This window comes from Polaromonas sp., from assembly GCF_012927455.1.
Lineage (GTDB): Bacteria > Pseudomonadota > Gammaproteobacteria > Burkholderiales > Burkholderiaceae_C > Polaromonas.
Genome location: NZ_JABBPE010000015.1, coordinates 618942 through 640422, shown reverse-complemented (window position 1 = coordinate 640422; position 21481 = coordinate 618942). Strand labels below are relative to the sequence as shown.

The following is a 21481-nucleotide window of genomic DNA, read 5'->3' as shown; positions in this document are numbered from 1 at the left end:
GCCCATCGGATACATTCCCCCTGCCGAGGCTGAAGAAAATTACTATCGGCAATTAGCCAGTCAAGTTGCAGTGTCTGCCTGACTTAACCCAACGGGCCTCCACGGAACCCGGGGCGATTCAAGCGGCTGCTTTTAATGAAAAGTGCGGCCTGCGTAACGAGTTCCGGACCTCGGTAGATCAGCCCGGTATAAATCTGCACCACGTCGGCGCCGGCCTTAATTTTGCTCACGGCATCGTCGCCGCTCATCACGCCGCCCACGCCAATGATGGGAAAACCTGCGCCCAGCGCGGCGCGCAGCTGGCGTATGACGCGGTTGCTGGCTTCGAGCAACGGCGCGCCGCTCAGGCCGCCGGCTTCCTCCGCATGAGGCAGGCCCTTGACGGCGTCGCGGCTCAGCGTCGTGTTGGTGGCGACCACGCCGTCCATTACATGGCGCTTCAGGGTGGCGGCAATCACTTCGACCTGCGCTTCATCGAGGTCGGGCGCGATCTTGACGAAAATCGGCACGCGTTTGCCGTGTTGGCGGGCCAGTGATTCGCGGCGCTCGGCAATGCGGCCCAGCAAGGCGTCGAGCGCTTCATCGCTTTGCAGCGCACGCAGGTTTTTGGTGTTGGGGCTGGAGATGTTGACGGTGACGTAGTCGGCATGCGGATACACGCCGTCGAGGCAGATCAGGTAATCGTTTGCCGCGTTTTCAATCGGGGTGGCGGCGTTTTTGCCGATATTCAGGCCGAGCAGCAGCGGGCTTTGGGTCGTCTGGTTGCGAAATCTGGACTTCTTCACATTGGAGATGAAGGCCTGTAGCCCGTCGTTGTTAAAACCCAGCCGATTGATCAGCGCGCGGGCCTCGGGCAGACGGAACATGCGCGGCTTGGGGTTTCCGGCTTGCGCTTTGGGCGTAACGGTGCCGACCTCGACAAAGCCGAAGCCCATGGCGGCCAAACCGTCGATGCAGCGGGCGTTTTTATCTAGTCCGGCCGCTAGCCCGACGCGGTTGGGAAACGTCAGGCCGGCCAACTGGATGGGGTCGCTGACCCGGCCGCCGCAGTAGGTCCGCGCCAGCAGGGTGCCCTGGGTGCGTGCCAGTGAGTTCATCGTCAGTTCGTGGGCGGTTTCGGGGTCAAGCCTGAATAAAAAAGGACGGGCCAAGGCGTAGGGAATGAGTGACATCAGGGAGGTTGGATAATTCGGTGAGATGGCTTGGGAGGGTTTGGCGATTTTCAGGCCTGCCAGACAGACGCAGTGCCCCCAGATTGTCTCAAATACCGAGCCTCCATTTTTCAAGAACTGCCCGCAAGGACCCCCATGAATCAAGACGAACTCAAAACCCTGGTCGGCCAGGCTGCCCTGTACTACGTCGAGCCCGGCAGCATTGTCGGTGTCGGCACCGGCTCCACCGTCAACAAGTTTATAGACGCTTTGGCGACCATGAAGGACCGCATTGCCGGGGCGGTGTCGAGCTCGGTGGCGTCCACCGAACGATTGCAGGCGCTTGGCATCCAGGTGTTTGATGCGACGCAAGTCGAAGAATTGGCGGTGTACATCGACGGCGCCGACGAGATTGACCATGCGGGATACATGATCAAGGGCGGGGGCGCTGCCTTGACGCGCGAAAAGATCGTGGCGGCGCAGTCACGCAAATTTGTCTGCATTGCCGACGAGTCCAAGTACGTGGCGACGCTGGGCAGCTTTCCGGTGCCGGTTGAGGTGATTCCCATGGCCGCCAAACAGATTGCACGCCAGTTTGGTGCGCTCGGTGGCACCGCAACCGTGCGGCTTAAAGACGGGAATCCGCTAGTCACCGACAACGGCCAGCACATTCTGGATGTGACGGGACTGAAGATTACCGACCCGCTGGCATTTGAGTCATTGGTGAATCAATGGCCGGGCGTAGTGACGGTGGGGGTGTTTGCTTTCCAGAAGGCTCATGTATGCCTGCTGGGTGCGCCTGAGGGCGTCAAGACCTTGATGTTCTAAATCGGGGTTTGCAACGCTGTTACTGTTTAGAACCGGATGCCCGATGGATTGTCGGGCTGTGCAGCGGGGCGGACCGGGCGCGCGGCCGGTGTGTTTGCGTTGCCGGTGCTGCCGGCGCCTGCGGCTGGCTTGGTTGTTTCGGGGGCGGCGGCTATGTTCACCAGCGCGGTAGGTGCCGGAGCGCGGTAGTTGGTCGGCAACGCCGAGGAGGCGGGGTAGCCGGCTGCGTTGAGGAACTGCGTCCACTCGGTATCTGAAAAACCCTTGAGTTGCTGGCTGCCAATCGTCATGAAGGGCAGTGATGAGTCTCCACTCAGGCGCTGCAGCGCCTGCGCATCTTCCGCAGTGGTGACGGTTCGTTCGGTAAACGGAATCCCGCGGCTGGTCAGCAGGGAGCGGCCGGCGCCACAAGGCACGCAGTTGTCGCCGCTGTACAGCGTCACCGGATATTTGCTGGCGACCTGTTTCAGCTCAAAGGGCAGGACGGAAGAGGCCGCGCCGCCCGTCGAGTTGCCCTTGCCGGCATTGACTTTTGCCGTGCCAGCCGCGGGCGGCGGTTGATCGGAAAAAGTCACCTTGCCGTCGGGCGCGACGATGCGGTAGACCTGCTGGGCCTGGGCCGACGGCGCCAGCATACTGCCCGCAACAAAGAGCAGTGCATTGAGGGCCAAAAACTTGACGGCGTTTGATTTCATGGGGTTCCAGTCGGTGGCTCGGTCGGTCTTCAACAAGGTCTGATCAGCGTAGCTTCGCGTGGCTCAGGCCATGCCCTGGTGCCGAAGCAATGCGTCAAGGGAAGGTTCGCGGCCCCGAAAGGCCTTGAACGACTCCATGGCCGGGCGGCTGCCGCCAGCTTCCAAAATGGCGTGCCGGTATTTTCTGCCGGTTTCTACCGTCACCGTGGTTTTGTCGGCGCTGTCCGATGCAACGCCTGCATCGGCCGCTTGCGCGCTTTCTTCAAAAGCCGCGTAGGCATCTGCCGACAGCACCTCGGCCCATTTGTAGCTGTAATAGCCTGCCGCATAGCCACCCGAGAAAATATGGCTGAAGGTGTGCGCGGTGCGGCTGTAAGGCGGGGCGGCAATCACCGCGACTTCCTGGCGCACTTCGTCCAGTAGCGCCATCAGGTCATCATTCGGGTTATGCGAGGTATGCAGCAACATGTCAAACAGCGAAAACTCGACTTGGCGCAGGGTCTGCATGCCGCTCTGGAAGTTTTTGGCTTCCAGCATCTTTTCAAATAAGGCGCGCGGAAGCGGTTCCCCGGTATCGACATGGGCTGTCATGTACTTGAGCACATCCCACTCCCAACAGAAATTTTCCATGAACTGGCTGGGCAGTTCCACCGCGTCCCATTCGACGCCGCTGATGCCCGAAACATCGCGCTCGTTGACCTGCGTCAGCATGTGGTGCAGGCCGTGGCCGAACTCGTGAAACAGCGTGGTGACATCGTCGTGCGTCAGCAGCGCCGGCTTGCCGGCCACGCCATCGGCAAAATTGCAGACCAGATGCGCCACCGGCGTTTGCAGCTTGCCGCTGTCGGGGCGCAGCCAGCGGGCGCGTACATCGTCCATCCAGGCGCCGCCGCGCTTGCCGGTACGGGCCGGCTGATCGAGGTAGAACTGGCCCAGCAACTGCTGGTTGCGCTCGATGCGGTAAAACTCCACGCCAGGCTTCCACACCGGCGCAGTGTCCTGGCTAATCGTCACTTCAAACAGCGTCTCAACAATCTTGAAAAGACCTGCTAGCACTTTAGGGGCGGTGAAATACTGCTTGACCTCTTGCTCGCCAAAGGCATAGCGCGCTTCCTTGAGTTTTTCGCCAATATAGCTGTAATCCCATGGCTGGGGATCGGGCTGGTTGAGCTTTTCAGCCGCAAAGGTGCGCAGGTCGGCGACGTCTTTTTGCGCGTAAGGACGGGCGCGGCGCGCCAGGTCGCGCAAAAAAGTGACGACTTCTTCGGGCGACTTGGCCATTTTGGCCACAACCGAAACTTCGCCGAAACTGCAGTAACCCAGCAGTTGGGCTTCTTCGAGCCGCAGCGAGAGAATTTCACGCATGACGGTGCTGTTGTCAAACTGGCTGAACTGCGCCGGGGCTTGGTCGCTGGCGCGCGTGGTGTAGGCCTTGTAAAGGGTTTCGCGCAGCGCGCTGCTGTCGGCAAACTGCATGACCGGCAGGTAGCTGGGCATTTTCAGGCTAAGCCGGTAACCGGGTTTGCCCTCGGCCTTGGCTTGCTCACGCGCGGTATGAAGCACGTCAGCGGGGATGCCGCTGACTTCGTCGGCACTGGCGTAGTAGGCGAAGGCATCGGTGGCGTCGAGCGCGTTTTCGCTGAATTTCTGGCTGAGCTCGGCCTGACGCTCCTGGATCTTGGCAAAACGTTCCTTGGCTTCCCCCGTCAATTCGGCACCCGACAAAACAAAGTTGCGGATGGCGTTTTTGTGCGCCTGCTGCTGCTCGGTATTCAGGGTGGCGGCATCGATTGCCTTGTACTTGGCATACAAACGCTCATCGGCACCCAGCCGCGCCCAGAACTCGGTCACGCGAGGCAGTGCGGCGTTGTAGGCAGCGCGCAATTCAGGCGTGTCGGCCACGCTGTTCAGATGGCCAACCACGCCCCAGGCGCGACCCAGATTTTCGGTGGCGACATCCAGCACGCGGGCAATAGCCGTCCAATCGGCCGGAAAATCGGCCGCCGTCACCTGCTCCAGCGCGGCCTCTGCCTTGATCAGCAACTCATCGACGGCCGGGCCGACATGCTCTGGCAGGATGCGGTCAAACAGCGGGAGGTCGGAAAAGTCGAGAAGTGGATTATTCATGACGTTTAGCTGTGGGCGAATGGGACGAATCTAAAGGGCTGAAGCGGCAGGAATGAGCAAAATTAGCTGGTTGGCCCTGCCAGAACAAGATGCCGACTAATGCGGCCAGCAGGTCGCAGTCTTCGCTTGGGGATGGACAAAGGCTTAATCCTGCGAGCTTTTCTTGATGCTGCGCTGCTTGGGCTTGGCGCGCTTGACGGTGCCGCCCGGTGTAAGGCGCTGGTTGCCGAGCACGCGCAGTGTTTTGACCTCTGGCCGCTGGCCGTACCGCGAGCTGTTTTTTAACACTTTGATATCGCGCGGACCGGGCATGCGGTCAAGGCTGGCCTTTTTTTCTTTTTCTGGCAAGGGCCGCCACAGCACCAGCAACTTGCCGATGTGCTGAATCGGGGCCGCGTTCAAGTCATTGGCTAGAGATTGAAAAATCTCTTCGCGACCGGGCCGGTCGTCGGACTGCACCCGCACCTTGATGAGCCCGTGGGCGTTAAGCGCTGCGTCGATTTCTTTCTTGACGGGAGCGGTCAGACCGTCAGAGCCAATCATGACGACAGCGTTGAGGTGATGCGCCTCGGCGCGGTGGTCTTTGCGCTGGGCAGGGGTGAGTTGTATTTGAGCCATCCTTCAATTATCGGTGCAGTCCATCAGACGACAATAGACCCCATGAAAGTAAATACCACGACCGATGCCAGGGCGGGCAGCAAAACCAACAAAAAGTCGACTGACAAGCTGAGCACCAAAGTCACACCCAAGGGGGACGCCAAGGGAAAAAAGCTCAACAAAGCGTGGTTGCACGATCACATCAACGACCCCTTTGTCAAGCAGGCGCGAAAAGAAGGCTACCGGGCGCGCGCCGCTTACAAATTGAAGGAAATTGACGAAACCTTCGGTTTGATCAAGCCCGGCGCCTGCGTGGTGGACCTGGGCAGCACCCCGGGCGCCTGGAGCCAGTATGCGCGGCGCAAGCTCTCGCCCACCGGCGCGGCCGCTGGTGCGCTCAACGGCCGCATCATTGGACTGGACCTATTGCCCATGGACCCGATTGAGGGCGTGGTCTTCATTCAGGGAGATTTTCGCGAGCACGACGTGCTACAAAAACTGGAGCAAGCTTTGGCCGCGGATAGGGGACATCCAGAGGTTGACTTGGTCATCTCGGATATGGCGCCGAATCTGTCCGGCATTCAGGCGGTGGACGCGGCACGCATCACCGATCTGGTTGAACTGGCGGTGGAATTTGCTCAAAACAGGATGAAGCCAGAGGGCACGCTGGTGGTCAAATTGTTCCACGGCACCGGTTATGACGAACTGGTCAAACTGTTTCGGGCCACCTTCAAGGTAGTCAAGCCCGTGAAACCCAAGGCCTCACGCTCCAATTCGTCTGAAACCTTTCTGGTTGGCACCGGTCTGAAAAAGCGGGCTGACGCGGCGCCATGAGTCAGCAGCCAGCCAGACCGTAGTGGTAAAAAGTAAAAAACGGGCCTAATCCCGCTTCAACCCAAGGGATGCGACCGGCTTTATAGGGTTTTGCCCTTGAAACGCCTAAAATCAGACGCATGTGTCATGCAATCGTTATGCAACAGGTCTTGGGTTCTTAACATCGGAGTAGTCCTTGAACAATCAGTGGTTTTCAAAAATTGCAATCTGGCTGGTGATCGCGATGGTGCTGTTCACCGTTTTCAAGCAGTTTGATACGCGCGGTGGCGCAGGTTCCAACTACCTGGGTTACTCCGAGTTTCTCGAGGAGGTGCGCGGCAAGCGCATCAAGACAGCGACCATTGCTGAAGGCCAGGGCGGTACCGAGATATCGGCCACTACTACCGACGACCGCAAGGTTCGCACCACCGCAACCTATCTTGACCGCGGCCTGGTCGGCGACCTGATCGCCAACGACGTGAAGTTTGACGTGAAACCCCGTGAAGAAGGCTCCTTGCTCATGACCTTGCTGGTTAGCTGGGGCCCGATGCTTTTGCTGATTGGCGTCTGGGTGTACTTCATGCGTCAGATGCAGGGCGGCGGCAAGGGCGGAGCCTTCAGCTTTGGCAAATCCAAGGCGCGCATGCTTGATGAGTCCACCAATCCGGTGACCTTCGCAGATGTGGCCGGCTGTGACGAGGCCAAGGAAGAGGTCAAGGAAGTGGTTGACTTCCTGAAAGACCCGGCAAAATTCCAGAAGCTCGGTGGCCGCATTCCGCGTGGCTTGCTGCTGGTAGGCCCTCCGGGCACAGGTAAAACGCTGCTGGCCAAAGGCATTGCCGGCGAAGCAAAAGTGCCGTTCTTCTCCATCTCCGGTTCTGATTTCGTTGAGATGTTCGTTGGTGTGGGTGCGGCCCGCGTGCGCGACATGTTTGACAACGCCAAGAAAAACGCGCCTTGCATCATCTTTATTGACGAGATTGATGCTGTTGGCCGCCAGCGCGGCGCTGGCCTGGGCGGTGGCAATGACGAGCGCGAACAGACGCTCAACCAGATGCTGGTCGAAATGGACGGCTTTGAGACCAATGTCGGGGTGATCGTGGTGGCTGCCACCAACCGTCCCGACATTCTGGATGCTGCCTTGCTGCGGCCCGGTCGTTTTGACCGCCAGGTCTACGTTACGCTGCCTGACATTCGCGGCCGTGAGCAGATTTTAAACGTGCACATGCGCAAGGTTCCGCTCGGCCAGGACGTAAACCCAAGCGTGATTGCCCGCGGCACGCCCGGCATGTCCGGCGCAGATCTTGCCAACCTGTGCAACGAAGCCGCGTTGATGGCTGCACGCCGCAGTGCGCGCGTGGTCGAGATGCAGGACTTTGAAAAAGCCAAAGACAAGATCCTCATGGGCCCCGAGCGCAAAAGCATGGTCATGCCCGAGGAAGAACGCAGAAACACTGCCTACCACGAGTCGGGTCATGCGCTGCTTGGCAAGATGCTGCCCAAGTGCGATCCGGTGCACAAGGTCACCATCATCCCGCGTGGCCGCGCGCTGGGCGTGACGATGAGCTTGCCGGCACAAGACCGTTACAGCTATGACCGAGAGTACATGCTCAGCCAGATCAGCATGCTGTTTGGCGGCCGTATCGCCGAAGAAGTTTTCATGCACCAGATGACCACCGGCGCGAGTAATGACTTCGAACGCGCCACCGGACTGGCCCGCGACATGGTGACGCGTTACGGCATGACGGATGCGCTGGGTCCTATGGTGTACGCCGAAAACGAAGGCGAAGTGTTTTTGGGCCGCTCAATTACCAAAACCAACAATATGAGTGAGGCGACCATGCAAAAGGTCGACGGCGAAGTGCGCCGCATCATCGACCAGCAGTATGCCGAGGCGCGCAAGCTGATCGAAGACAATCAAGACAAGATACACGCCATGGCCAAGGCCTTGCTCGAATGGGAAACCATTGATGGCGAGCAGCTTGACGACATCATTGCCGGCAAGGCGCCGCGCCCGCCTAAAGACTGGACACCGCGCAACCCATCCGTGGGTGGTGGCAACGGCCCGACCGGTGGAACCCCTGCCGTCAACACTGATCCTGCCACCACAGTGGCCTGACGATCGCTTAACGCGCAGTTTGCACGACATTAAAACCGGGGCCAGTCCCCGGTTTTTCTTTGCCGGTAGCTTGTTGAAGCAAGCTCAACGTAACTACAAAAGAAACCTCCATCCGTGATTTGGCAGACCTCGCGCTTTCAGATTGATTTGTCCCGCCCGCGTGTCATGGGCATTGTCAATGTCACGCCGGACTCGTTTTCGGACGGCGGCCGGTACTTCACGAAAAGCGGCGGTTTTGCGGCGGCATTGGCGCACTGCGAGCAGTTGATAAAAGACGGTGCCGACCTGCTGGACATTGGCGGCGAGTCCACCCGCCCCGGCGCGTCACCGGTGCAGCTGGCCGCAGAATTGGCGCGTGTGTTGCCGGTCGTGCGGCATGCCGTCAGCCTCGGCGTGCCGGTCTCGGTCGATACCTACAAGCCCGAGGTCATGCGGGCCGTGCTGGATTTGGGGGCCGACATCATCAACGACATATGGGCGCTGCGTCAGCCTGGTGCGCTGCAGGCCGTGGCCGAACATCCAAGCTGCGGGGTCTGCCTGATGCACATGCACCGCGAGCCGCAAACCATGCAAAGCGCCCCCATGGAAGGCGATGTGGTGGCGCAGGTGCTGGCTTTTCTGCAGCGTGCGGCGCGTGAGCTGCAAGACGCTGGCGTTGAGCAAACCCGCATCGTGCTGGACGTGGGCATCGGTTTTGGCAAAACCGTGGCGCAAAATTTCGCGCTGCTGGCGCGTCAGCAAGAGTTTTTGGCCGCCGGCTACCCGCTGCTGGCAGCCTGGTCACGCAAGTCGTCGCTAGCAGCGGTCGCCGCGCCTGAAATGGCAGACCGCATGGTGCCCAGCGTGGCCGCCGCCCTGCTGGCGGTAGAGCGCGGCGCACGCGTGGTGCGGGTGCACGATGTGCGCGAGACCGTACAGGCCCTGCAGGTCTGGGCTGCCGCGCGCTAGCGCTGCCAGCCTTGCCTGCCCGGTGTGGGTGAAGGCGCCGGGACCAGCGCCTAAAATGGATGCCAACCTCTCGCAACAACCCTGGCTACCAACATCCAAAACAACAAGTCCGTATCTGCCAAACCCCGAAACGGACTTCAAAGGGACAAACAACATGACCAGAAAATACTTCGGCACCGACGGCATTCGCGGCACGGTAGGCCAGCCGCCGATCACGCCGGACTTTGTGCTGCGGCTTGCGCACGCCGTCGGTTGCGTGCTACGCCGCACCGAGTCCCGTCCTACCGTGCTGATTGGCAAGGACACCCGGATTTCCGGCTATATGCTGGAAAGCGCGCTGGAGTCCGGCTTCAACTCGGCCGGTTGCGACGTGGTGCTGCTCGGGCCTTTGCCGACGCCCGGCGTGGCCTACCTCACGCGCGCCCAGCGCGCCAGCCTGGGGGTGGTGATCAGCGCCAGCCACAATGCTTTCCCCGACAACGGCATCAAGTTTTTCAGCGCCCAGGGAAGCAAGCTCGGTGACGACTGGGAGCGGGCGGTGGAGTCCGCGCTGGATGAGCCACCGGTCTGGGCCGATTCGGCCACACTGGGCAAATCGCGCCGCCTCGACGATGCGGCGGGGCGCTACACCGAGTTTTGCAAAAGCACTTTCGCCAACGACCTGACGCTCAAGGGCCTGAAGATCGTGGTCGATGGCGCGCACGGCGCTGCCTACCTCGTCGCGCCCATGGTGTTTCATGAGCTTGGTGCCGAAGTTATTGCGATAGGCTGCGCGCCCGACGGCATGAACATCAACCGCGACGTCGGCGCCACGCACCCCGACGCGCTGATCGCCGCGGTCAAGGCCAATCAGGCAGATTACGGCATTGCGCTGGACGGCGACGCCGACCGGCTGCAGATAGTGGACGCCGAAGGCCGGCTTTTCAACGGCGATGAGGTGCTCTACCTGATGGTTACCGAGCGGCTGGCGCGCGGCGAACTGGTGCCTGGCACCGTCGGCACGCTGATGACCAACATGGCCGTGGAAGTCGCCCTCAAGGCCAAAGGCGTCGAATTTGTGCGCGCCCAGGTCGGCGACCGCTATGTACTTGAAGAGCTTGACAAGCGCGGCTGGCTGCTGGGCGGCGAAGGCTCGGGCCACCTGCTGGCGCTGGACAAGCACACCACCGGCGACGGCTTGGTCAGCGCCCTGCAGGTGCTGCAAGCCTGCGTGCGCAGCAAAAAGACGCTGGCCGAGTTGCTCAGCGATGTCGTGCTGTTTCCCCAGACGCTGATCAATGTGCGGCTCAAACCCGGCCAGGACTGGAAAGCCAGCGCGCAGTTGGCCGCCGCCAGCAAAGCCGTCGCAGCCGAGCTCGGTGACAGCGGTCGCCTGCTGATTCGCGCCAGCGGCACTGAGCCGCTGCTGCGCGTCATGGTCGAGGCGCGCGACGCCGTGCAGGCCAGGGCTTGTGCCGAACGCGTGGCCGACACGGTGCGCTCCTAAAAAACCGTCCAGAACGCTATTTCCCAAATAAATAAGCCTCTAGCCCACTAGCTATAAGCGTAGCCAGCTATCAATTACATAGCATATGCCCGGCGTGAGCCGGCCGTCGGGCGTCGCCCCGGCGCCATCGTTCAGTCCAGCGTATTGGGCCGTCTTCACCGCCGTGAAGAACTCCTGCGCATACTTGCCCTGCTCGCGTGAGCCGTAGCTCGATCCCTTACGCCCACCAAACGGCATGTGGTAGTCGACCTGGCCTCAAGAAGTAGCCACGCGGCTGATCAGGTAGCCCGCAAGCCAGGCGTTGAAGCCGCAAAAGCCCCATCAATCCGACCCCGGCCGCCACACCCGCGCCAGCGCGGCGAGCTTGCCACGTACGCTGAGACGATCGTTTGACAGCGCGTCGATGAAGTCTGACAGCCGCTGCGACTTGATCATTGTGTACAGGGTGAGCCAGGTGGTCGCGATGAACACCACGCCGAACCAGATGGCCTTGCGCCACAGCGGTGCATCGGCCTCGGCCAGCAAATTCATGCCGAGAAAGCCGGTGGTGACGGTGCCGATCAATCCGAACAGCGTGACCACGGTAAGCCGCACTACGGTGCTGGCCTGGCGGCGCAAGCTGTCAGTGTCGAGATAGGTGTTCATGTCGGCAATACGTTCCTTGACCTCGGCGTAGAGCGGATCGAGTCCGAGGTGCGTGGTGCACAGGTGCGACAGCGCGCGTACCTGGGCCTGTTCGGATATTTCGTGGAACCAGTAGCGGTGGGTAAAGCGCAGGAAGCGCTCAAAGCTCGCGCGGATCGCGCGCTTGAAGTCCTTGACGCTGGGCGTGCTGTGGATGTCAAGCCGCTTGAGCGCCTCGACCAGCTGGTCCGAGAACATCAGCAGCGAGGCCTTTTGAAAGTGCGCGATCAGGAACAGCAAAAAGTGCTGGTGCCGGAACTGCGCCAGCACGCCGCGTTCGGGGCCGCAGAAATATTCCGAGCGCGCGTCGCCGACCACGATCAACGCATGGCCGTTGCACAGGTAGCGTGTGTTGGGGGCCGCGCCGGCATCGGACCAGAAGCGGTCGTAGCAGTAGCGCTGCTCGAAATCGGCGAGGTGCTGCTCGGCGTAGGGCAACTCGGCGTCGCTCGCGCCGGCCCCTGTCACCAGCCCGAGCCGGATGAAGTCGTTGCGCGTGAGGCGGCGCGGGTCGTCGAGCGCCAGATAGGCCATCACCGGCATCCGGTAGTACTCGATCTGGCGGTAGCGCAGCGCGCCGGGCGCGTCGGAATTGTCACTTACCAGCGGCTGCATCAGGTAGGACCAGTGTGCCGCAACGCGTGGCGCGCGATGCTCCGCGACATGCGAAAGGAAGGCATCGCGCTGCTGCGCGTCGGAACTCGCCAGCACGCTGCCGTCGGCGGCCATCCATTCGACGCTGCTCATGCAGTGCAGCGCGCCACCCTGGGCGTCCCAGCCGGCCGGATAGGCGCGGCCGAAGCGGTAGATCTGCTCTTGCGCCTGCGCCAGGGTCAGGTGCTCGGCGCTGACTTCAAGGTTGAGCAGCACCACGTCGACATCGAAGAAGAAATAGAGGTCGCAATGCACTACGTTGAGCGTGACGGGCACGTCCCCGGGCTGCGCCACGACCCGCAGCGCAGCGATGTCGTGGCGCCGGAAGATCCGCATCGGTGAATCACCGTCATTGCCGGCGCTGTTGCCGCTGCGGTTGCGCGAGCGGCCTTCTCCATACAGGAAGCGCTGCACATAGGGCAGGAAGCTCACAAACTCGTTGTAATGGCGCTCGTGAAAGCGGCTGCTGTCACCGCTGTACTCGTCAACCTCCTCGCGCCAAGGCGAGGCATCGCCCATGTCGCGCAGCACCTGCCAAGGGCGATGCGTGCGCTTCGTGCCGGCAATCGGCATCAGCCGCACGGGCCAGAGCAGGGCCTGGCGGAAATGCTGTACGACCGGTGCACTGAAGGCGCCGGCTGCAGCCCCTGGGGTGGAAGTGATCGTCGGTGAAATCGGCATCGCGCCAGTGTAATTAATAAGCGGGCTGGTGTACCAGGCAATCCCTGATGCTTCTGTCAAAGCCGTTGATGCAGTCAGTCACTCAGCAATCGGGCCAGCTCGCTCGCATCCACGTTGCGAGCGGCCCCGAAGCCCGCCACCTGCCGCGCACCGGTGGGCCGCAGCAGTACAAACATGAAATCGCCCAGCTCCGTCATAGGCGCCGCCTCGGGAAAGCGCGCGAGGTAGGCCGTGCGTGCGGCGGTCCAGGCTGGGCTGTCGCGCTCGGGTAGTTGCGCCACCGCATCGAATGTCACGCGCGGCAGGGCGTGCACCGGCTCGGCGTCGGCTTCGGCGGCCATCACCAGCAGCGACACCTGCGGGTGCGCCAGCAGATTGCGCGTGTGCGCCGCCAGGGCGCTGACATGGATCACCAGGCAGGCCTCAGCGCCCAGCCGCGCGAACGGCACCATGGAGACAAAGGGCTGGCCAGGGTCGCTCGCGTCCAGCGTGCCCAGCGCCGCCACGCGGCGGCTGTTGAGCAGATCGCGCAGGGCGCGGGTCAGGCGGGGTTCGTGGGTCATGGTGGGGTAGCGTTGAAAAGAGAAGGTCAGACTGATTCTGGCACCACGCGCGGCTGCGTGGCGCTGCAAACTTTGATGTGATTGGCCTTGCAGCAACCCGGCGGATTCAGCGCGGCGAACGGATAGCGCTGTGTTCAGGTATCAAATCAGTGCCTAGCCCAATGAATACGGGCGCATGAAGCTACTAATTCAATAGCAATCAGATTTCCGGTACTTCCGGCACTTCGGCAAACAACTGCGCTGCGCTCAGTTCCAGCGCCACGCTAGCCAGCGTTACCTGTTCACCGCGGGCAAAGAGATGCAGCACCCACAGCCCGTCGGCGCCTTTGCGATAGCTGTCGGCGCTGCGGCTGTCCAGGTCGATCAGCAGGTATTCCTCCAGGCTGGCAAGGCGGCGGTACTGGCTGAATTTCAGTCCCCGGTCAAAGGCTGCCGTGCTTGGCGAAAGCACTTCCACGATCAGTTTGGGCTCGGTCTTGACTATGGAACTGGCCAGGTCAAGCGGACTGCAGGTCACCAGCACATCAGGGTAAAAGTAACTATTGGCAGCGGCCACGTGCAGCCGCATGTCGCTCATGAACGTGCGGCACGGGCTGCCGCTAAGATGCTGGCGCAGCGCAAACGCGACGTTCATGGACACCGTCACATGCCGGTCTTCGGCGCAGGCCATGGCAACTACGTCGCCATCCAGAAACTCATGCCGATACAGTTGCCCAGGCTTCCAGGCCAGATAGTCGGCGGCGGTAAAAATGGTTTTTTGTGCGGCTTGTCCTATGGCTATGTCCGTTTGCGTGAAACGTGGCTCAGTGACTTATTGTGAGGCCGTGCCAGAGCTGCCAGGGCATCGGCGACAGGGCAGCCGAAGCGCTTCCCCGGAACGCCCACGGCGTCCTATCATCGGGGACATGAAAGCGCTTTGCTTCGAGCCGTTTGGTCCGTCATCCTTTCTGCAGTACCGCGGATGTCGCCGATCCCGCTGCCGCTCTGAACCCGGCAGTCGTGGTCACTCGCGCCATCGGTCTTGATTCGAACTTGGTCCTCTTTTTTACAAGGAGCAATCTCATGACCGTCAATGTAAACCTTTCCCAAGTCCTTCATCTCGCACCCAATACGCGATCAAGCTATCGAGCCGCTTTTCAAAATGGCCAAACTGTTTTGGATCAGCACAAAATATCGGAAACGCCGCTGCGCGTGGCCCATTTCATGGCCCAGGTGCTGCACGAATCGGGTGGCCTGGCCATCCAGTTCGAGAACCTCAACTACAGCGCTGAGCGCTTGCCTAAAGTCTGGCCGTCCCGCTTCAAGCCCAGGGGTCCACTTGATCCAGACAACTATGCCCATAACCCGCAAAAACTCGCCAATGAAGTTTATGGTGGCCGCATGGGCAATACCGCTCCCAATGACGGTTTCACCTATCGCGGGCGCGGCCTGATGCAACTTACCGGCAAAGATAGCTACCGGGAAGCGACCACGATCCTGCGCAAGGAAAACCCCGCTGCCCCCGACTTTGTCGCGCTGCCAGACCAAGTCATCAGCGCCGAATGGTGCTTGGCCGTTGCGGCGTCTGAGTGGGTTTCCAAAGGCTGCAATGCGTTGGCCGACCTGGACGACATCAGAAAAATTACGCGCGCCATCAACGGCGGACTGACAGGTCTTGCCGAGCGGATCGAATGGGCAAGGCGCACCAAAGCGGTTTGGCGGTGACTCTGCATGTTGCAACCATTACGAAAGGACTGGGGGCTGAACCGCAGTGCAGCGCTGCCCATACCCATCGGTAAAACCATCACGTGGGCATCAGCCGTCAAGAGCGCGGTCTGTTTTATTCCTCTGCTTCTGGGCAGCATGGCTTACGGCGCGCCAGCACATCATTGTTCAAGCGCCGCAACGGAACAAGCCAAGAAACTGCTGGTGTTTCACTTTGGGCCTGATGACCGCATGGAAGTTTCCAAGTCCATGAGAAAACTCGCTCCCATGCAAAACCCCGCAAACAAGAAGCAATTATTCGACGTGTTGGAAGTGTGGGGATACATAGCTAAAGGTCAGTACCGGATGCGCTTGATCTACGCACGACTGCCAGGCGAATGCGTACTGATGGGCCAAGAAATCATGGAGTCTGCGGACTTGTGATGTGCAGCGGTCATGGCGGGGGATTTCGTATCTGAAGCTTATGACGAGGACCGGGGTCAATCCATTTCCTTGTGCAAGACTGGTGGCGATATTCGGGCCTGGGCTGCATGAGCGAGGCGACAACCTGGCTACGCGCCGCCCAAATTCCTTTGTACGCCGGCACCGTATTCACGACGCCAGTCAGGCGGCGTTTCGGCTGTTTTAAGGCATCAAATTAGCTTGTAGCCCAATGAATACGGGCGCAAGAAGCTATCAAAAACATAGCACACAGCCCGGCCAAACTACTTCCCAAGCTGCCAGCCGCCGACCAGCGACTGGATCAGCGCCCCTGCCGTGGCCTGCCGGTTCGCCATGGCTTGCACCCGCTTGCGGTGTGCAGCCAGTGTGCTGCCGCTGGGTGGCGTCGAAAGTTACAGATAAATGCACGAATGCAAGACGTGTAAATAGTTCTGTTTTCCGCGGACGAGATGAGGGACATCATGCATAACCCCAATTTAGTCGGCCGAGTTGAACCAAGGCGGCATTCCCGGCTATTCAGGCGCCCAGCCTGAATTTGCGCCGAGCAAAAAATGGAAGGGAGAAAACAATGTGCCCAGCGAATTTTCTGTGGCTTGATTTTCGACGAAACCTGTCCACCCCGGGACTCTTCCATTTGCTGCTTCCGGGGCACGATGTGCGCAATTTGGAGCATCCTTGCGACGCCACCCCTTACATTCAAGCGTGTCCGCCGTATTTTCTGTGCTTTGAGTTTGACTTCCCGAACGCAAGCGATCTGGCTGTTTTGCAGCAAACCAAACGGCAGCACCCCGAACTGCCGCTGTTGATGATTACCGAAAGCCATTCAGAGTCGTTGGCCGTATGGGCATTTCGTTCAGGTGTGTGGGACTACCTGGTCAAGCCACTGACGGCGGGCGATCTCAACAGACGCATCGAAACCCTCGCTGATCTTTGTCTTGAGCGGCCTCCTGGTGATCTTCGCCTGCCGCGGCATGCATCCATGCCTTGCTCCGTGCAGTTGGAGACACCACGGGAAATATCACAAGGGCATAAAACACTTTTGGCGCGTCAATTCGTCGAAAGCCACTTCGCGGAATCGGTGCGTCTGTCTGTCGTGGCCATGCATTGCCACATGAGCGAATCGGAATTCAGCCGAGTCTTCAAGAAAGAGCACGGCCACTCTTTCTGTGAATACCTGTTGAAATTCCGCATCAGCAAGGCCTGCGAGTCGCTGGCGGATCCGTCGATTCAGGTCAAGACGGTAGCCTTTGACGTGGGCTTCAATGACGTTTCCTATTTTGCGCGCACCTTTCGCCGCTACACGGGTGCGACGCCATCGAGCTACCAGCAGGTGCTGGCCATGAAAATTCCTGCGTCCTTCCATTCGTTGCAACCGGCGGCAACGTTGTCCAATCCGATTTGACATGCGATTGAGCGGAGCTTCCATGCAGGCGCCAGGAAGGGCGCGGGTGCGCAATAGCGAGCCGCTCAGGGCCACAGAATGCACCCCTCCATCCACGGCATTTGCGCAAGATAGTTCCAGCTTTGCGCGGAATTATCCTAACTGCTTCTTGCTTCTGTTTTTACAATTCAAAATGACATTTCAATTCGACGAAGACAAGTAAGGGTACCAAGGCAACACCATCCTTGTCGTACTTTTGGGCACAAGGGAAAAGTCATTGGCTTCAACGGCGGCGCCCAAGGGAAACGTCAATCCTAGACTGCACGCTCAACCCTCCCGGGCCATGGCGTGAGACAAAAAAGGCACTCACATGTCGCATCAGATATTCCTCATCAGCCTCCACGTGGCGGAACAGGACAACGATGCCGCGCGTGATGACCTGGCCGAGACGGTGCATCGCATCGGCGGCTTCATCCTGATGGCGACGGGGGCCGGCGCGCTGATTACTGCGTTCGACGAGCAATGGATGCCCCTGTTCAAGCGACATCCGGCGGTCGAGACGTGCGGCGCCCTCACGCTCGATCCGCACGGCGCGGCGGCTGACAAGTTGCGCCATTTGTTCGCAGCCAACGTGGCAGCCCAGCTGGCCGGCCGCGCTGGCCTGCAAAAGGAATGCGAGGCGCCGCCGGCGCAAGGCCCTCGTTACCGTCCGCTGGTCTGGCACAGGCCGGCGCTTCAGTACCAACCGGCCTACGCCACCGGCATCAGCGTCTCCACCAACCAACCCACTGCGAGGAGTAATCAATCATGAGCATCGGTCAGGAACTTCTGGATGTCCCCTTCCCCGACATGATCTACAAGATGGCGAACGCCATCGCCCAGGGACAGCGCAAGCTGGACAAGGCGTCGCTGGACACGGCGCGCGCGCTTGCCAAGGCCAAGGTCAAAGTGATTCCCGACATTTACGAGATCGTCGAGAAGAAAAAGCTCTCCGACACGCTGGAAGCCGGCGCCACGCTGCCCGGCGTGACAGCGGGCACGGCAACCGACCCCGACACCATCGCCGTGCGCACCGAGAGCGCCAAGGCGGTTGAAATGACACTGATGCAGGCCGGCTTGTTGCCGACCTTCTATCAGTTCACCGAGTCGCTGATCGAGGTCAAAATCTCGATCAGCCACCGCAGTTCGTCTTCAAGCGAGTTCGAGGCCGGGGCCGAATTCGAGATCAGCACCGAGGCTGAAGCGCATGGCTCGCTGTTCGGCTTTGGTGGCTCGGGCTCGGTATCGACCACTTTTGCCTCGCACGTCAACTACAAGAGCTCGTCCACCTACTCCTTTTCGGCTGAGGGCTCCAGCCTGCTGCGCACCACGCTCAAGCCGGTGCCGGCACCGGCACGCATCATCCCGCGCATCGTGACCGTGGACGCCACTGTGACGCCGACCAAGGTGACCTTCGGCGCTTGATGATGAACGCGCAGCACCGCCGTCATTCGTTCATTCATGTCTAGCCCACGGCATCCGCAGCTGGTAAGGTCGCGCCTCGACGCGGCAGCGCGGGCACGCCGGGCGCCGCAGCAGCGCCCCGAGCGACAACAACGCATGGACCGTGGTGCCAAACGCCGGCCCGGTTTGCCATTGCCGGCTCGCCAGCCGGTCGCCTCGCGAGCCGAACGTGCCGCGGGCCGTTCGCCGTTGCTGCCGAAGCGCGCTGCATCGCGCCCGACGCCGGCGCCACGCGCGCGACCGGCGGCGCTCAAGAAAGCGCAAGCGCCCGCGAAGCCGAAGGCACGACGCGTCGCGCCCGAACGTGACAAGGTGGCGGAGCACAAAACACGTTTGATGCCGCGTCCGTTGCCGCCGCCATTGCTCAGGCCCGGTGACCGGCCACCGCTAGCAGCGGCAGGCAAGGCGAGCGCGAGACAAGACCCCGTTCCTCGCCCGGCCCAAGGTGCTGGACGGCAGCGGGCTGCGCCGCGACTGGCCATCGAGATGGGTCGTGCGGCAGCGACAATCAGGCGCGCGACGCCTCCGGCGCCCCGGCCCTCTTCTTCTTCCACTGCCGCGCGACCTGTCTTGCGCAAGGCCGAGCGTCCTCGGCTCAGCGCCCGTGCCCGCGCGCTCACCCCGCGCCCCCGTCCCGATGCACGTCTCAATGCACGGCCTGCGATGACGGCGCGGCAGTCGTCGACCGTTGCCGCACCCATGCGGCCCAGGTTGAATGCGCTGCGCCGCACCGCCGCCGCCAATCGGGCCGAGGCGTCCAGCGACCTGGGCTGGCTCAGCGCCGCCGCCGGCAGCTTGCGTGGCGCCGACGGCGAGGCGGTGCGTTTGCTCGGTCTGCGCAGCCAGGGCGGCACGGCGGACGTCGATCTGCGCGATGCCGAGCTCCTGCTTGCCAGCGTCGCGCCGGGGCAGCGCTGTGTCGCCGTGTCGCTGGCACTGGTCGCGCAGATGAAGCCCGCCGCGCTCGCTGCGCTGGACGCGCGAATTGCCCTGCATGCAAGTGCCGGCATCTACACGCTGCTGCGCTTGGAGGCCCGCCTGTGGATGCTGGGGCACCACCTGCGGCTGGCGCGCCGCTATGCGCAGCAGCCAGCGGCGCTGTTCGCGTTGATCGGCCGCAATCCGCTCGCCGGGCGCTTGTGGGCCGCGGCGCAGACCTTGCGCACCGTACATCCGCGCGCCGTCGTGTGGCTGCCGCTGGAATCGGCCCATGTCGCGCTGGCCGCGGGTGCCGATGAAGGCGTGGGCTTGCTGTGGGATGCGGCGCGCCCCCAAGGCCCGCGCCATGCCGTGCTGCAGGGCACCTTGCGCCAGCCCGTGCTGCTCGATGGCTGGCAGCCTGGCGCCCACAACCCGATGGCGCACGACCGGCTGATCAGCCTGTGCCGCGAAGGCGGCGTCGGCTGGCTGGCGGCAAGCCCAAACGCGTGGCTGGTCAGTGAGCGCGGCACGCCAGTGCCCAGCCGCGCCGCGCGCGTGCTGCAACGCGCCGTGCACCTGAGCAACTTCGCGCCGTTCACTTAACCGATTCAAGGAGAGCTTCATGGCCATCGGACAAGAGTTGCTTGACCTCCCCATCGCCGACATGGTGCGCGACCTCGCCGCCGCGGTCGCTGAAGGGCAGTTGTCGCTGGATCGGGCGTCGATCGAGACGCTCAAGTTTTTGGCGAGCGACGCCAACGCGATTGAGCTGATCCCGCAGATCACGGAAGTGATCGCCCCGGCGCCCTCCATCGTGGTGGTGGGCGGCAGCAACGTGACCGTGCCGGGCTTCAGCGTGACGCAGCAACCGGTGGCCCCTGTCAAGACCACTTTGCTGCAAGCCGGACTGTTGCCGACCTTCTACCAGTTCACCGAAGCGTTGATCGAGGTCAAGCTGTCGATCACGCTCAAGGAAACCAGCGCCACGCAAACCGAGCGCCGACCCGGCTTCGCCAAGCGCGGCGTGATGGCGTTTGCGGCGCCGGTCAACTTTCGCAACGCGAGCACCTATTCGCACACGGCCGAGGGCTCCAGCCTGCTGCGCGTGACGATGAAGCCGGTGCCGGCGCCGGTGCGCCTGGCGCCTGACGTGGTGACGATCAACGCCACCGTGACCCCGCCCACGGTGACGCGCACAGAGCGCTGAACGCACAAGGAACTGTCATGGCCATCGATGTGAACATGGACGAAGTGCTGATCGCGCCGCTGTCGAGCATGGTGCGCGAGATCAGCGCCGGCGTCGCCGCCGCCCAGCGCGAGTTGGACGCCGCCGCGCTGGCGACCCAGACCCAGCTCGCCACCGAGCACCCCGAGCTGCAGGCGCTGGGCTACCAGGTGACCTGGTACCAGATCCCCGAGGCCACGGTCGAGATGCGCATGGCGCTGCACTTCGAAAAGAAGGATGCTGCCAGCCCCGCGCGCATGTACGTCGCGCCCTTCAACACCAAGTACCGCAACACCTTCAGCTTCAGTGCCGACGGCAGCAGCACCCTCAAGCTGAAGATCGTGCCCGTGCCCCCGCAGGGCCGCAGCGCCTGAGGCGCGAAGAAGGAATCAAGCTATGGCAACCACTTTCCTACCCTTCGAGCTCGGCGGGCTCACCGGCGACAACCTCAAGAACGTCGACCTGGTGCGCGGCAAGTTCAACGAGGCCTTGCAGGCCGTGAACGTGCGCGACGCCGAGATCCAGCGCCTGTCCAACGTCAACGGAGCGTTGCAGAAGCAGTTCACCGAGGCCAATCGCCTGGTGACAGCGCGCAGCGACGAGGTCACAGGTTTGCGCCAAGAGCTGGCGGTCCAGGCGGGGCGCGTGCAGGAGTTGAGAAACCAGCTCGAACAGCTCGCTATCAAGGTGCCGAAGATCGGCGTGCAGGATCTGGTGAGCCAGTTCAAGGGCAATATCGACCGCATCAACGCCGACGTCATCAGCCGCAAGACCACCGGCATGCTGGTCGACAGCGTCGAGGTCGAAGTGCGCGGCGGCATCGACGTGAGCGATGGCCTGCGCATCACGCAGCTGCCGCCGTCGGCACTCGGCGAGACAAGCGTCAGCGTGCTCAAGTTCAGCCTGCGGCCGACCTCGGCGCTGAAGATCGTTGAGGACGACGACGCGAGGCCGCGCTGA

General features: G+C 61.7%; 21 protein-coding genes and 1 pseudogene. 14 read left to right on the top strand and 8 right to left on the bottom strand.

What is annotated here, in order from left to right; all coding sequences use genetic code 11:
• Positions 1–83: 83 nt before the first annotated feature.
• Positions 84–1172 carry a quinone-dependent dihydroorotate dehydrogenase gene (locus HHJ18_RS15085; RefSeq protein WP_296916601.1) on the bottom strand — a complete coding sequence of 363 codons (1089 nt, stop codon included), beginning with the start codon at positions 1170–1172 and terminating at the stop codon, positions 84–86.
• Between the two features lie 135 nt (positions 1173–1307).
• On the opposite strand from HHJ18_RS15085, the gene rpiA reads away from it, so the two are divergent.
• Entirely contained in the window at positions 1308–1979 is a 672-nt protein-coding gene (rpiA, locus tag HHJ18_RS15080) for a ribose-5-phosphate isomerase RpiA (RefSeq protein WP_296916600.1), read from the top strand.
• Between the two features lie 26 nt (positions 1980–2005).
• Here the strand turns inward: rpiA and HHJ18_RS15075 are convergent, their stop codons facing one another.
• From HHJ18_RS15075 to HHJ18_RS15065, 3 genes are all read right to left on the bottom strand, one after another.
• On the bottom strand, positions 2006–2674 hold the full coding sequence (locus HHJ18_RS15075) for a glutaredoxin family protein (protein WP_296916599.1): 669 nt from the start codon (positions 2672–2674) through the stop codon (positions 2006–2008).
• A 63-nt stretch (positions 2675–2737) separates the two neighbouring features.
• Positions 2738–4801, bottom strand: coding sequence for a M3 family metallopeptidase (locus HHJ18_RS15070; protein ID WP_296916598.1), 2064 nt, complete (start codon positions 4799–4801; stop codon positions 2738–2740).
• Positions 4802–4945: 144 nt separating this feature from the next.
• Complete coding sequence (locus HHJ18_RS15065; protein ID WP_296916597.1) at positions 4946–5419, bottom strand: YhbY family RNA-binding protein; 474 nt, start codon at positions 5417–5419, stop codon at positions 4946–4948.
• Between the two features lie 42 nt (positions 5420–5461).
• Between HHJ18_RS15065 and HHJ18_RS15060 the strand changes: the two genes are divergently transcribed.
• From HHJ18_RS15060 to glmM, 4 genes are all read left to right on the top strand, one after another.
• Positions 5462–6232: an RlmE family RNA methyltransferase gene (locus HHJ18_RS15060; protein WP_296916596.1), complete on the top strand. Its 771-nt coding sequence runs from the start codon at positions 5462–5464 to the stop codon at positions 6230–6232.
• A 175-nt stretch (positions 6233–6407) separates the two neighbouring features.
• Positions 6408–8330, top strand: coding sequence for an ATP-dependent zinc metalloprotease FtsH (gene ftsH, locus HHJ18_RS15055; protein ID WP_296916595.1), 1923 nt, complete (start codon positions 6408–6410; stop codon positions 8328–8330).
• 114 nt (positions 8331–8444) lie between these two features.
• On the top strand, positions 8445–9278 hold the full coding sequence (gene folP, locus HHJ18_RS15050) for a dihydropteroate synthase (protein WP_296916594.1): 834 nt from the start codon (positions 8445–8447) through the stop codon (positions 9276–9278).
• A gap of 154 nt (positions 9279–9432) precedes the next feature.
• Entirely contained in the window at positions 9433–10764 is a 1332-nt protein-coding gene (gene glmM, locus HHJ18_RS15045) for a phosphoglucosamine mutase (RefSeq protein WP_296916593.1), read from the top strand.
• 147 nt (positions 10765–10911) lie between these two features.
• Here the strand turns inward: glmM and HHJ18_RS15040 are convergent.
• The 4 genes and pseudogenes from HHJ18_RS15040 to HHJ18_RS15025 form a co-directional block, all read right to left on the bottom strand.
• Positions 10912–11068: pseudogene (locus HHJ18_RS15040) on the bottom strand (aldehyde dehydrogenase family protein); the annotation flags it as partial.
• Positions 11069–11085: 17 nt separating this feature from the next.
• A complete protein-coding gene (locus HHJ18_RS15035) occupies positions 11086–12783 on the bottom strand; it encodes a hypothetical protein (protein WP_296916575.1) in 1698 nt (565 codons plus the stop codon).
• Positions 12784–12857: 74 nt separating this feature from the next.
• Positions 12858–13346, bottom strand: a complete 489-nt coding sequence (locus tag HHJ18_RS15030) for a pyridoxamine 5'-phosphate oxidase family protein (RefSeq protein ID WP_296916573.1) — start codon at positions 13344–13346, stop codon at positions 12858–12860.
• 199 nt (positions 13347–13545) lie between these two features.
• Positions 13546–14076 carry a Uma2 family endonuclease gene (locus HHJ18_RS15025; RefSeq protein WP_296916651.1) on the bottom strand — a complete coding sequence of 177 codons (531 nt, stop codon included), beginning with the start codon at positions 14074–14076 and terminating at the stop codon, positions 13546–13548.
• Between the two features lie 200 nt (positions 14077–14276).
• Here HHJ18_RS15025 and HHJ18_RS15020 point away from each other — a divergent pair, with 200 nt between their 5' ends.
• The 9 genes from HHJ18_RS15020 to HHJ18_RS14980 all read left to right on the top strand — a co-directional run bounded on the left by HHJ18_RS15020 (position 14277) and on the right by HHJ18_RS14980 (position 21481).
• Positions 14277–15050, top strand: coding sequence for a lytic enzyme (locus HHJ18_RS15020; protein ID WP_296916572.1), 774 nt, complete (start codon positions 14277–14279; stop codon positions 15048–15050).
• 6 nt (positions 15051–15056) lie between these two features.
• Positions 15057–15473 (top strand): hypothetical protein, encoded by a 417-nt coding sequence (locus HHJ18_RS15015; RefSeq protein WP_296916570.1) that lies wholly within the window; start codon positions 15057–15059, stop codon positions 15471–15473.
• A gap of 586 nt (positions 15474–16059) precedes the next feature.
• Positions 16060–16893, top strand: a complete 834-nt coding sequence (locus HHJ18_RS15010; protein ID WP_296916568.1) for a DNA-binding response regulator — start codon at positions 16060–16062, stop codon at positions 16891–16893.
• 349 nt (positions 16894–17242) lie between these two features.
• Positions 17243–17683, top strand: a complete 441-nt coding sequence (locus tag HHJ18_RS15005; protein WP_296916566.1) for a hypothetical protein — start codon at positions 17243–17245, stop codon at positions 17681–17683.
• Positions 17680–18336 carry a hypothetical protein gene (locus HHJ18_RS15000; protein ID WP_296916565.1) on the top strand — a complete coding sequence of 219 codons (657 nt, stop codon included), beginning with the start codon at positions 17680–17682 and terminating at the stop codon, positions 18334–18336. Before HHJ18_RS15005 ends, HHJ18_RS15000 begins: the two co-directional genes overlap by 4 nt.
• Before the next feature lie 36 nt (positions 18337–18372).
• The gene (locus tag HHJ18_RS14995; protein ID WP_296916563.1) at positions 18373–19899 is read left to right on the top strand and encodes a hypothetical protein; all 1527 of its coding nucleotides are present in this window, start codon (positions 18373–18375) and stop codon (positions 19897–19899) included.
• A 19-nt stretch (positions 19900–19918) separates the two neighbouring features.
• Complete coding sequence (locus HHJ18_RS14990) at positions 19919–20503, top strand: hypothetical protein (protein ID WP_296916561.1); 585 nt, start codon at positions 19919–19921, stop codon at positions 20501–20503.
• Between the two features lie 17 nt (positions 20504–20520).
• On the top strand, positions 20521–20895 hold the full coding sequence (locus HHJ18_RS14985; RefSeq protein WP_296916559.1) for a hypothetical protein: 375 nt from the start codon (positions 20521–20523) through the stop codon (positions 20893–20895).
• Between the two features lie 22 nt (positions 20896–20917).
• Positions 20918–21481, top strand: a complete 564-nt coding sequence (locus HHJ18_RS14980) for a hypothetical protein (protein WP_296916558.1) — start codon at positions 20918–20920, stop codon at positions 21479–21481.